Here is an 11,907-nt window from a genome sequence, read left to right as displayed (position 1 = left end):
GCCGAGCGACCGGAGCGTCTCTGGACGACACTGGATACGACAACCACTTCGACGATGAGGACAGGTACCGACAGACTGGGTGACGAGCCCTTGACCGGCAAACCGGGCACGCCCGCGAACGGGCCCGGCGGGGCCGCCATGTCCTTGGGACGCCATCCCCGGGACCTCGTGGTGCTGCTCGTCGCCCTGGGCGTGTTCGTCCTGTGTGCCCTGGTGGCGTTCCACGCCACGCTCAACCCGGTCGAGACGGCCATCTTCGGCCAGCTCGGGCGGATCCCGGAGGTGTCGGCCCCGGTGTGGCGGGTGCTGGACTGGCTCGGCGGCTGGGTCGGCATCGCCCTGGTCGCGGCGCTCGCGCTCTACCTCAAACGGGTCAGGCTCGCGCTCCAGTGCGCGGCCGCCGGGGTGCTGGCGTGGGGGCTCGCGGGGCTCTCCGGCGGCCTCATCGGTCACCGGTCCGTTCCGCCCGCCCTGCTGGTGCCCGGCGTCCGGCTACCCGGTGACGGCGGCTTCGCGTTCCCCGCCGTGGCGGCGGCGGTGGCCGCGGCCATGGTCGCGGTGACGGCGCCCTACCTCAGGACCCGTTACCGGCGCATCGCGTGGGCGGTGGCCGCCCTGGTCGCCGTGTCCAGCGTGTACCTCGGCCGCAGCCTGCCGGTCGACGCCTTCGGGGGCGTGTTCCTCGGCTGGGCCATCGGAGCCGGCTTCCACCTGGCCTTCGGCGCCCCCGGGCGCCGGACCTCCGCGGCGGCGGTCCAGCAGGCCCTCTGCTCGGCCGGGCTGGCCCCGGTGACGGTGGAACCGGTTCGCACCCACCGGCTCGGGCCCCTGGAATTCGCGGTGACCACGGCGGAGGGCACGCAGTTGCGGGTGGAGGTCGTGCGCCGGCTGCACCGTAGGGCCGGCCCGTGGTACCGCATCCGGCGTCTCCTGGCGTCGCTCGATGTCGAGGACGAGCCGCGCCTGTCGAGCACATACCACGAAGCGGAGCACGAGGCGCTGGTCACCCTCCTCGCCGAACGGGGTGGCGTGCCCACCCCGCCCGTGCTGCTCGCCTGCCAGGCACCCGACGGGTCCGCGCTGCTGGTGCGGCACCAGGTCGAAGGCCGAAGGCTCACCGAACTTCGCCGGGACGAGATCACCGATTCCCTGCTCGGGGCCTTGTGGGAGCACGTCGGACGACTCGGGGAAGCCGGGATCGCGCACCACGACCTGCGCGCCAAGAACATCCTGGTCGACGCCCACGGTGCGCCCTGGCTGCTGAACCTGACCCTCGCGAAGGCCGGTGCCGCCGCCAGCCGGACCGCGCAGGACGTCGCCGAAGCGCTCGTCTCGGTCACCTCACTCGTCGGGGTCGAGCGCACCGTGACCACCGCCGCCGCCAAACTCCCGTCGGAGAAGCTCGAAGCCGCGCTGTCCTACCTTCAGCCCCTCGCCCTGCCGCGCCGGATCCGGAAGCAGGTCGCGAACGAGCGCTACACGTTGACCGACCTCCGCGAAACGCTCGCCGAACACATCGGGCGGCCGCTCCCCACCTTCCGGTCGCCGCTGCGTCCCGCCACCGTGATCGGGCTTTTCCTGTCCGGCGCGGCCATCTACACGCTGCTGCCCCAGCTGGCGAACCTGAGTTCGATCCGCGAGTCGCTGACGCGGGCGGAGCCGGTGTGGCTGGGGATCAGCGTCCTGACCGGTCTCGTGGCGATCCTGTTCGCCGGGATCTCGGTCGTCGGTTCGAGCCACGCGCCGCTGCCGTTCTGGCGCACGACCGCCGTGCAGCTCGCGGCGGCGTTCACCGGGCGCACCACGCCGGGTGGCGTCGGCTTCTTCGGCATCAACCTCGCCTTCATGGAACGCCTGTCCATCCGCAGGTCGCAGGCGGTGAGCGTATCCGTGCTCAACGTGGCCGCGACCGGCGTCGTCGGCGGGATCTGGTCGGTCGTGGGGGCGTTCGGGCTCGGCACCGCGGGCATGCTCACCGGCATTTCCATCCCGCACGGACTGCCCGTGCTGGTCGGCGCGGGCGTCGTGGTGGTCGCGGCCGGGGCCGTCCTCGCCTCGCCGTACGGCAGGCGCAAGGTGGTGCGGCCCGCCGTGCGCATCATGCGGAATCTGGCGGCGACGCTGCGGCAGCCCGTGCGCGCCGCCCAACTGTTCGGCGGCGCCGCCGCCTACCTGGCGGTGTCCGGCCTCGGCCTGGTCGCCAGCCTGGCCGCGTTCGACCCCCACGTGCCGGTCTTCGCGGTGCTCACCGTGTTCGTGATCGGCCAGACCTTCGGCCACATCATCCCGTCCCCGGGCGGACTGGGCGCGGTCGAATCGCTCATGGTCGGGGGGCTGGTCGCGCTCGGCATCTCGCCGACGACCTCGGTCGCCGCGGTGCTCACGTCCCGCCTGCTGACCTACTGGTTACCGGTCCTGCCCGGTATCGCGACCTTCCGTTATCTCCAGCACCGCGCGATTATTTGACGTTCCTTTTCCGATCAAGCTTTGGTACTGGGGGTTTCTTCGATATCGCCCTGAGTGAACTCCCACCACGCCAGCGGAAGCCAGTCGCCATCGACGAAACCGTCGACCGCGGCGCCGCGGCCCTGAATGATCACCGATGTTCCGGCCGGATATGTCGTACCGGACAGTCCGGAGACCGGAACGAGCAGGGACGCTCTACGTTTCATCAGTTGTACTCCTCTTGACTACCGTCCAAAGTGCGCGAAGCATGGAAGTTCCGCCACGCACGGCGAAACGTGGCAGTACGCCAAGGCTCCGCGAAAGGTTACGCCGCGGCCACGGATAAAGCGACTGTGTCGTTCGTCGCGCGAGAAAATGATCGTCGATCGGAGGTGCGGGCGTGAAGGCAATAGTCTACAAGGAACCGTTCAAGGTAGCTGTCGAAGAGGTCGAGAACCCCCGGCTGCAACATCCGAACGACGTGATCGTCCGCGTCACCTCCACCGCGATATGCGGCTCCGACCTGCACATGTACGAAGGCCGGACGGCCGCGGAGCCGGGCATCGTGTTCGGGCACGAGAACATGGGAATCGTCGAGGAGGTCGGCGAAGGGGTCACCTCCATCGCGGAGGGCGACCGAGTGGTCATGCCGTTCAATGTCGCTTGTGGATTCTGCAAGAACTGCGTGGCGGGCTATACCGGGTTCTGCCTGACGGTCAACCCGGGGTTCGCCGGCGGCGCCTACGGATACGTCGCCATGGGCCCGTGGCCCGGCGGTCAGGCCGAACGGCTGCGCGTACCCTACGCCGACTTCAACTGCCTGAAGTTGCCGAAGGGCACCGAGCACGAAACGGATTTCATCCTGCTGGCCGACATCTTCCCGACCGGCTACCACGGCTGCGAACTCGCGCAGGTGTCACCGGGCGACAGCGTCGCGGTCTACGGCGGTGGCCCGGTCGGCCTGATGGCCGCCTACTCCGCCCTGCTGCGCGGCGCGTCCCGCGTGTTCGTGGTGGACCGGGTGGCCGAACGGCTGGCCAAGGCGGAGGAGATCGGGGCGATCCCGATCAACTTCACCGAAGGCAGCCCGGTCGAACAGATCAAGGAGCAGACCAACGGCGAGGGCACCGACAAGGGCGTCGACGCGGTCGGCTACCAGGCCCAGGCGGACACCCAGGGCCGTGAGGAACCGGCGATCGTGCTGAACTCCCTCATCGACACGGTGCGGCCGACGGCCATGCTCGGCGTGCCCGGCCTGTACGTGCCCGCCGACCCCGGCGGCCCGGACGAGAGCGCGAAGCAGGGCAAGCTGCTGGTCTCCGTCGGCCGGTTCTTCGAAAAGGGCCTGCGCATGGGCACCGGGCAGTGCAACGTGAAGCGGTACAACAGGCATCTGCGCGACCTCATCATCGCGGGCCGGGCGAAGCCGAGTTTCGTCGTGTCACACGAATTCCCGCTCAACAAGGGCCCGATGGCCTACGAGAAGTTCGACAAGCGCGTCGAGGGTTACACCAAGGTCGTCCTGCACCCCCAGGACTAGCGCGCATACCGAAGTCCGTGTTTTCGCTTGAGGTGAGGAGGGGCGCGCGGGTGCCGAAGGCCTCGGATTTGGGGAGGCGGGCCGCCGACCTGCGGTGGTGAGGGCCGGCTCGAAGCCACGGCCTGGCTACCCAAATCCGATCGCGCGCACTTTGAGACACAGCCTGACACGCGCCTCTACCGGCCCGGGGTGCGCCCGTCGCCGCCGGTGAGCAGGCCCATCGCGACCGCCTTGTTCACCGCGCGGATGCGCGAGCGCACCTCGAGCTTGAGGTAGATATTGGTGAGGTGCCGTTTCACGGTGCCTTCCGAGATATAGAGGTTCGCGGCGATCTGCGCGTTCTGGAAGCCTTTCGCCACGAGTTCGAGCACTTCCAGCTCGCGGGCGGTGAGCGGGCCGTTCACCGGCCCCTGGAGCTGTTTCATGGTCTCCCGGGAGATGGACAGCACGACGTGGTCGCGGTCCTTGCAGATCGACCGGATCGCGGTCAGCAGTTCCTGCCGCGTCACGTCCTTCGAAATGAAGGCGCTCGCCCCCATCGCCATCAGTTCGTTGACCAGTCGCGGATCCTCGTGCATGGTCAGCACCGCGACCTGGGGCGCCGGACGGCAGTTCAGCAACGCCCGCAGGACCTCCCTGACGTCCGGGCCGGGCATTTCCACATCGAGCAGCACCACATCCGGGCCGGTCCGCCGGACGACGGCGATCGCCTCGGCCCCGTCGCCCGCCTGGCCCACCACCTCGAGGTCGGGCTCGCCGTCACACATCTCGGCCACACCGTCGCGGAACAGGCGATGATCGTCGGCGATCACCACCTGGTAGCGGCTCCCCGACATTTCGGCTCCCACCTGACGCTGAGAACGATTCCACTGGTAAAAGCCCCTGCCTCGCAAGAGCCGATTGAGTGACGCGAATGGTGGCGGTGCGCGATCGAGCTCGCCGGAACCGCCTGGGCGACCAGGGTTTCCAGGCGAAAGGTCGGGGCACGATTGGCGTAAAGTCGTATTGACTCCTTCCGTTAATAACACGGCGGCGCACCGAACCCGCCCGAAACTTCTCGAAACTTCGCCGCGCTCCTCCGCTTCGGTTGACACCGCCGATTACCGGCTGCTTGCCTTTTTTCGTGCGTGTGGGTTTTGTTTTCCCGGGTCAGGGGTCGCAATGGAGCGGTATGGCGCGAGACCTGTCGCGTTCGGCCCCGGTGTTCTCCGCGAGCATGGACGAGTGCGCCGAAGCGCTGACCCCCTTCATCGACTGGCCGCTGCTGGAGGTGACCCGTGATCCGGCGGTGACGCTGGAACGCGCGGACGTCGTGCAACCGGCACTTTTCGCGGTCATGGTCTCCCTCGCGCGGTTGTGGATCTCGCACGGTGTGCACCCCACCGCCGTGACAGGGCACTCGCTGGGCGAAGTGGCAGCGGCGGTGGTGGCGGACGCGTTGTCCCTGGAGGACGGGGCGCGCGTGGTGGCGCTGTGGAGCCAGGCACAGCGCCGCCTGGCGGGCCGGGGCAAGATGGTTTCGGTGCGCGCGCCGGCCGATACCGTGCGGGCTTCCCTGGAGCGATGGGGCGATTCGCTGGCCGTCGCAGCACTCAACGGGCCGTCGAGCGTGATCGTTTCCGGAGACGCGGACGCCGCTGAGGAACTCGTCACGACGTTGACGGAACGAGGCATCCATGCCCGCCCCGTCACGATAGAGCTGGCCGCGCACTCGCCCCACATCGACGAAATCCTGCCGCGGTTGCGCGAGGCCTTGGCACCGATCCGCCCCCGTGCGCCGCGTCTGCCGTTCTATTCGGCGCATCTGGGCGCTCGGTTGCCCGGGGACGTGCCGCTGGACGCGGACTACTGGTGTGCCAACCTGCGCCACACCGTGTGGTTCGAGCAGGCGACCCGCGCGATGCTGGCCGACGGGCACCACGTCCTGATCGAGGTCAGCCCGCATCCGGTGCTGACCGCGGCGATCCAGGAAACCGTCGAATCCACCGCGATCCCGGCCACGGTCCACGATTCCCTGCGCCGCGACCGGCCCGACCGGTTCCAGCGTTCGCTGGCCGAGGTGCGGGCGAGCGACCGCCCATCGCTGGTGGCCTTGGTGTGCCGGGAGGTCGCGGCGGCGCTTGGCCACGCGGATCCGTCCGCGGTCAGGGCGACGCGATCGTTCGGGGAACTGGGGTTCGACTCGGTGACCGCGATCGAGGTCCGCAACCGGGTCGCCGCCGCCACCGGCCTGGATCTGCCTGCCACGCTCACCTTCGACCATCCGACTCCGGCCCGGGTGGCGGAATTCCTGCACACGCGGCTTACCGGCGGCGCGAAGGTCACCGGGAACATCGCCAAGGCCGCCACGCCGGTCCCGGCCGCCGATCCGGTGGTGATCGTGGGCATGGGCTGCCGCTTCCCGGGCGGAGCGCGCGGCCCGGCACGACTGTGGGAACTGGTCGCCACCGGGGCCGACGTGGTGTCGCGGTTCCCGGAAAACCGTGGCTGGGACACGGAATCCGCCTACGCACCCCAAGGCGAGCCGGGTCGTTACTACCAGCGCGAAGCCGGATTCGTCGACGACGCCGACAGTTTCGACGCGGGCTTCTTCGGCATTTCCCCCCGTGAAGCCGTGGTGATGGACCCGCAGCAGCGCGTCCTGCTGGAAACCTGTTGGGAGGCCCTCGAAGACGCCGGAATCGACCCCACCTCCGTCGAAGACGGTCGCGTCGGGGTGTTCACCGGCGTCATGACGATGGAGTACGGGCCGCGCCTGGATTCCGGGTCGGACTACGGCGGCTATGTGTTCACCGGCAATACCGGCAGCGTGGCCTCAGGTCGCGTCTCCTACGCCCTCGGCCTCCGCGGACCATCGGTCACAGTGGACACTGCCTGCTCATCGTCGCTGGTGGCGCTCCATCTGGCGACCCGCGCACTTCGGGCGGGTGACTGCGAAATCGCGCTCGCCGGGGGCGTCACGATCCTGCCCACGCTGGGGATGTTCATCGAATTCTCCCGTTACGGCGGCCTCGCGCCGGACGGCCGTTGCAAGGCCTTTTCCAGCGGCGCCGACGGTTTCGGGCTCGCCGAAGGAGCCGGGGTGCTCGTCGTCGAACGTCTTTCGCGCGCACGCCGTCACGGGCACCGCGTCCTCGCCGTCGTGCGGGGTTCCGCGATCAACTCCGACGGCGCGTCCAACGGTCTGACCGCGCCCAACGGGCCCGCGCAGGAGGAGGTCATCCGGCAGGCGCTCGCGGACGCCGGACTGACGCCCGCCGACGTCGACGCCGTCGAGGCCCACGGCACGGGCACCCGCCTCGGCGATCCCATCGAGGCACAGGCCATCCTCGCCACCTACGGCCGTGATCGCCGTCGTCCGCTCCTCCTGGGGTCGATGAAGTCCAACATCGGGCACGCTCAGGCCGCCGCCGGGGTCGCCGGCGTGATCAAAATGGTGCAGTCCATGCGACACGGACTGCTCCCCCGGACGCTGCACGTCGACCGCCCCACCCCGCACGTGGACTGGTCCGGGGGCGAGGTCGAACTCCTCACCCGTCCGGTCCCCTGGCCGGTCACCGGCCACCCCCGGCGGGCGGCGGTCTCCTCGTTCGGTATCAGCGGGACCAACGCGCACGTCATCCTCGAAGACTTCGCGCGGGACGAAGTACCGGACGGCACCGAGCCGCGTGCCGTGCCGTGGGTGGTATCCGCGCCGGACGAGGCGGCACTGCGCAGGCGGGCCGTCCAGTTGAGCGAGTATCTGGCCGAACGGGAGGACCTCGATCCGGCCGACGTGGGATTCACGCTCGCTGCCGGGCGCACCGCGTTCGAGGTCCGCGCGGCCGTCGCGGGTGACACGCGGGAAAAGCTTCTCGACGGCCTGCGCGAAACGACCACGGGTAAGCGCTTTCACACTCCCCCGACGACCGCGCGGCTCGCCGTGCTGTTCGGCGGTCAGGGCACCCAGCGCCAGGGCATGGGACAGGACCTCTGTGCCGCCTTTCCGGCCTATGCGAAGGCTTTCGACGAGGTTTGTGCCGCTTTCGACGGTCATCTCGACCAGCCGTTGCGGAAGGTCGTCTTCGCCGAGGCCGGTCATCAGCTGCTCGACCGCACCGCCTACACCCAGCCCGCCCTGTTCGCGGTCGAGGTCGCGCTTTATCGACTTTTCGAAACCTGGGGTGTCGTCCCGGACTACCTGCTGGGGCATTCACTCGGCGAGCTGACCGCGGCTCATGTCGCCGGTGTGTTTTCGTTGTCCGACGCGTGCACCCTGGTCGCCACTCGTGCCCGGCTCATGCAGTCCGCGCGCGCGGACGGGATGATGGCCTCTCTCGAGGTTCGGGAGGAGGAGCTGGCCGGCCTGATCGACGACCGCGTCTCGATCGCCGCGATCAACGCGCCGGTCTCGGTGGTGGTGTCCGGTGACGCGGGAGCGGTCCTCGATCTCACCGCGTACTGGCGATCGCGGGGCCGTAGGACCAAACGGTTACGGGTGAGCCACGCCTTCCATTCGTCTCATATGGACAGTGCGCTGGAGGAGTTCCGAAAGGTCGCCGACGGCCTTGACTACGCTCCGCCGCGCCTGCCGATCGTGTCCGATGTGACCGGTGAAGTGGCCACCACAGAGCAGCTCACGTCGCCTGCTTACTGGACCGATCACCTCCGCCACGGCGTCCGCTTCGCCGATGGCGTCCGCACTCTCGATGCTCACGGCGTAACGGCCTATCTCGAACTCTCCCCCAGCCCGGCGCTCACGCCGAACGTCTCGGCCACAGTCGACAGTGCGATGGCGATCCCCGCCATGCGGGCCGAGACCGAAGGGCCCGAGACCGTCATGGCGGCGGTGGCAAGCCTCTTCACCGCCGGTTTCACCCCGGACTGGAAGGCGGTGTTGCCCGGAGCCCGGCTCTGTGACCTGCCCACCTACCCGTTCCAACGCAGGCGGTTCTGGCTTGCCCCGCAGCCCCGGGCCGACGTCGGCGGTGCGGGCCTGGAGACGGCCGAGCACCCTCTGCTGGGCGCTGTCGTGGAGCTGCCCGGCGAGGGATTCGTGTTCACGACACGGGTTTCCCAGTCCACGCACCCGTGGCTCGCGGGAACGGTCCTCTCCTCGGGGAGCGCCTTCATCGAACTCGCCCTCCGTGCCGGGCATCGGGCCGGTTGCGCTGAACTGGCCGAACTCGCCCTCGGCCCGCCGTTGGTCCTGCCCGAATCCGGTGGACTCGACCTGCGGGTAAGGGTGAGCGCCTCGGACGACGAAGGACGGCGACAGGTGTCGGTCCACGCGCGACCGGCCGGGACCGGGCTCGACGAACCGTGGACGCGGCATGCCACCGGCGTGCTCACACCGTCGCCGATCAGGGCCGGCACGGCACTGGATGCCTGGCCACCAGCCGAGGCCGAACAGTCCACTGTGGACGACCGGATGGCCGGGCTCGGCGTTCGGTCGCTCTGGCGTACGGATCACGACGTCTACGCCGAGATCAGCCCGGCCGGACAACTCGACCTGCTCGGCTTCGGCCTGCATCCGGTGTTGCTCGACGCGGCTATCGCCCTGGTCACACAGGAACCGAAAAGCGCGGACGAGGTCGTCCTGCCGTCGTCGTTCACCGGTGTCCGCCCGCATGCCACCGGCGCGACAACGATCCGGGTGCGGGTGGCCGAGACCGGGCGCGGCCGGTTCGCCCTGCTCATCGCCGACGGCAGCGGGCAGCCCGTCGCTTCCGTGGCCGAAATGACGACGCGGAAGGTGCCGGTTCGCACGCTGCACTCGGGGCACGCACCACTGTTCCGGCTGGTCTGGGAACCGGTGCCGCTCCCCTTGGATACCGACCTGGACGACACCGAACGCCCCGGCTTCGTCCTGCTCCGTTGCGGCGCCCGCGACCGAGACGGTGACATACCGGGGAAAACTCGCGCGGAGTCGCATCGCGTCCTCTCGGAGGTGCAGCGGTGGCTCGCCGACGAACGGTCCGCCACCACTCGCCTGGTCGTGGTCACCACACACGCCGTCGCGGTCACCGACGACGAGGACGTGGATGTCACCGCGGCCGGGCTGTGGGGACTGATCCGGTCCGCCCAGGCGGAACACCCCGGCCGCCTCGTCCTGGTCGACACGAGCGCCGAGAACGGCACGGTGCCTGCCGCCGCGCTGGCACACGGCGAAAGCCAGTTCGCCCTCCGCCACGGCCGGATGTTCGTGCCGAAGCTCGTCCGGCACCGGGCCGAAGCGCTCGCCCCCACCCGTTTCGCGGCCGACGGGACGGTGCTGGTCACCGGCGCCACCGGCGCGCTCGGGAAGCTGCTGGCCCGGCATCTGGTCGTCACGCGTGGGGTGCGGCACCTGCTGCTGGTCAGCCGGTCCGGACAGAGCGCGCCGGGCGCCGCCGAACTCGCCGCCGAGTTGACCACGCACGGCGCCCGGGTACGGTTCGCCGCCTGCGACGTGGCCGATCGGCAGGCGCTGGAGGCCGTGCTGGCCGGCCTGCCGGACCGTCACCCGCTGATCGCGGTCGTCCACGCGGCAGGCGTCCTCGACGACGGGGTGTTCACGTCGCTGACCCCGGATCGCCTGGACACCGTGCTGGGGCCGAAGGCGCTGGCCGCGTGGCACCTCCACGAACTGACGCGCGGGATGGACCTGAGCGCTTTCGTGGTGTTCTCCTCGGTCGCCGGAGTGCTCGGCCATCCCGGTCAGGCCAACTACGCGGCCGCGAACGCCTTCCTCGACGGCCTCGCGACGCACTTGCGCCGTCACGGCCGCGCCGCGACATCCTTGGCCTGGGGGATGTGGGAACAAGCGGGGATGGCCGGGGACCTCAGCACGACCGACCTCAGCCGGCTGGACGCGACCGGAGTACGCGCGATGCCGCCCGGGGAAGCGCTTTCCCTGTTCGACATCGCGCTGGACACCGGTCTCGGCTGCCTGGTTCCGGCGCGCCTGCGGACCACTCCGGACGACGTCACGCCGTCCCTGCTGCGCCGTCCCGCACCGGCCTTGCCACGTCTGCGGCCTGAGGGCCGGTCCGGCACGCCCGCCGACCGTTTCGCCGCGGAAACGCCGGCAAGACAACGTGAGCTGATGGTCGAACTGGTGCGCGGTGAGGTGGCCGCCGTGCTCGCGCACAACGCACCAGGTGACGTGGAGCCGGAGAAAGCGTTTTCCGATCTGGGCTTCGACTCACTCACCGTGATCGAACTGCGCAACCGGCTGACCCGGACCACCCGTCTGTCCTTACCGGCCACCCTGGTGCTCGACCATCCGACGCCACTGGCGCTCGCCGCTCACCTGCACGACGAAATGGTCCGCCACAAGCGGATCAGCTCGTCCCGCTCCGGCCCAGCGGGACCGGCAGGGTGACCTCGACGCGGGTTCCCTCGGCGGGCGCCGAACGCAGTGCGACCGATCCGCCGAGCAGTTCGGCCCGCTCGAAGATCGAGCGCAGCCCGAGGCTGGCGACGGAGTCCGCGCGGTCGGCGGGAATTCCGCCTCCGTCATCCTCCACCGTGGCCGTCAGCTGGTCCTTGTCCAGCGACAACCGGATCGTGATGGTGTCGGCTCCCGAATGGCCCAGTGCGTTGCTCAGGGCCTCGCGCAGGATCAGGTATAGCTCTTCTCGCGGTGGCTTGTGCCAGTCCTCCATCGCTTCGCCGATGACCGGAACATCTCCGGTGAAGAAGGCGCGAGCACGGGTGGCGAGCCTTTTGCTCACGACGAGGGTCCGTCGCGCTATTTCCCTGGCCTCCATCCACTTCGCCCGCGCGGCCGCCGAATCGCCGCTGTCGAGGTAATGCGTCCCCAGCTCCATCCTGGTCACGGAGGCGGCGATCCCCTGCGCGATGTCGTCGTGCAATTCCCGGCTTATCGCCCGGCCGAATTCGCGCACAATGATATAGTCCATGAAGTCTATACTGTGCCACCGGACGGACTCATGGCG

Annotated in this window: 5 protein-coding genes and 1 pseudogene; 3 read left to right on the top strand and 3 right to left on the bottom strand. The window is 69.5% G+C overall.

Translation table 11 applies throughout. The features are described 5' to 3' along the window. The first annotated feature begins 54 nt into the window (after positions 1–54). Positions 55–2,466, top strand: coding sequence for a lysylphosphatidylglycerol synthase domain-containing protein (locus tag ACFSXZ_RS31775; RefSeq protein WP_378269225.1), 2,412 nt, complete (start codon positions 55–57; stop codon positions 2,464–2,466). A 14-nt stretch (positions 2,467–2,480) separates the two neighbouring features. Here the strand turns inward: ACFSXZ_RS31775 and ACFSXZ_RS31770 are convergent, their stop codons facing one another. Further along, positions 2,481–2,672 (bottom strand): hypothetical protein, encoded by a 192-nt coding sequence (locus tag ACFSXZ_RS31770; protein ID WP_378269223.1) that lies wholly within the window; start codon positions 2,670–2,672, stop codon positions 2,481–2,483. Positions 2,673–2,845: 173 nt separating this feature from the next. Here ACFSXZ_RS31770 and ACFSXZ_RS31765 point away from each other — a divergent pair, with 173 nt between their 5' ends. Continuing rightward, positions 2,846–3,985, top strand: coding sequence for a glutathione-independent formaldehyde dehydrogenase (locus tag ACFSXZ_RS31765; protein WP_378269221.1), 1,140 nt, complete (start codon positions 2,846–2,848; stop codon positions 3,983–3,985). A 176-nt stretch (positions 3,986–4,161) separates the two neighbouring features. Here the strand turns inward: ACFSXZ_RS31765 and ACFSXZ_RS31760 are convergent, their stop codons facing one another. Further along, positions 4,162–4,821 carry a response regulator gene (locus ACFSXZ_RS31760; protein ID WP_378269220.1) on the bottom strand — a complete coding sequence of 220 codons (660 nt, stop codon included), beginning with the start codon at positions 4,819–4,821 and terminating at the stop codon, positions 4,162–4,164. 290 nt (positions 4,822–5,111) lie between these two features. Between ACFSXZ_RS31760 and ACFSXZ_RS31755 the strand changes: the two are divergent. Next, a pseudogene (locus ACFSXZ_RS31755) lies at positions 5,112–11,330 on the top strand (SDR family NAD(P)-dependent oxidoreductase); the annotation flags it as partial. Here the strand turns inward: ACFSXZ_RS31755 and ACFSXZ_RS31750 are convergent. Beyond that, positions 11,290–11,871, bottom strand: coding sequence for a sensor histidine kinase (locus tag ACFSXZ_RS31750; RefSeq protein ID WP_378269217.1), 582 nt, complete (start codon positions 11,869–11,871; stop codon positions 11,290–11,292). The pseudogene ACFSXZ_RS31755 and the gene ACFSXZ_RS31750 overlap by 41 nt on opposite strands. Between the last annotated feature and the right edge of the window lie 36 nt (positions 11,872–11,907).

This window comes from Amycolatopsis pigmentata (assembly GCF_042684065.1).
In the GTDB taxonomy this organism is placed as follows: domain Bacteria; phylum Actinomycetota; class Actinomycetes; order Mycobacteriales; family Pseudonocardiaceae; genus Amycolatopsis_E; species Amycolatopsis_E pigmentata.
This window is presented reverse-complemented; position numbering and strand designations above follow the sequence as displayed.

What these genes read in the sequence shown, in the direction of transcription:
- ACFSXZ_RS31775 (WP_378269225.1), top strand. Translation starts at nt 55, where the DNA reads ATGAGGACAGGTACCGACAGACTGGGTGACGAGCCCTTGACCGGCAAA.
- ACFSXZ_RS31770 (WP_378269223.1), bottom strand. Translation starts at nt 2,672, where the DNA reads ATGAAACGTAGAGCGTCCCTGCTCGTTCCGGTCTCCGGACTGTCCGGT.
- ACFSXZ_RS31760 (WP_378269220.1), bottom strand. Translation starts at nt 4,821, where the DNA reads ATGTCGGGGAGCCGCTACCAGGTGGTGATCGCCGACGATCATCGCCTG.
- ACFSXZ_RS31750 (WP_378269217.1), bottom strand. Translation starts at nt 11,871, where the DNA reads ATGGACTATATCATTGTGCGCGAATTCGGCCGGGCGATAAGCCGGGAA.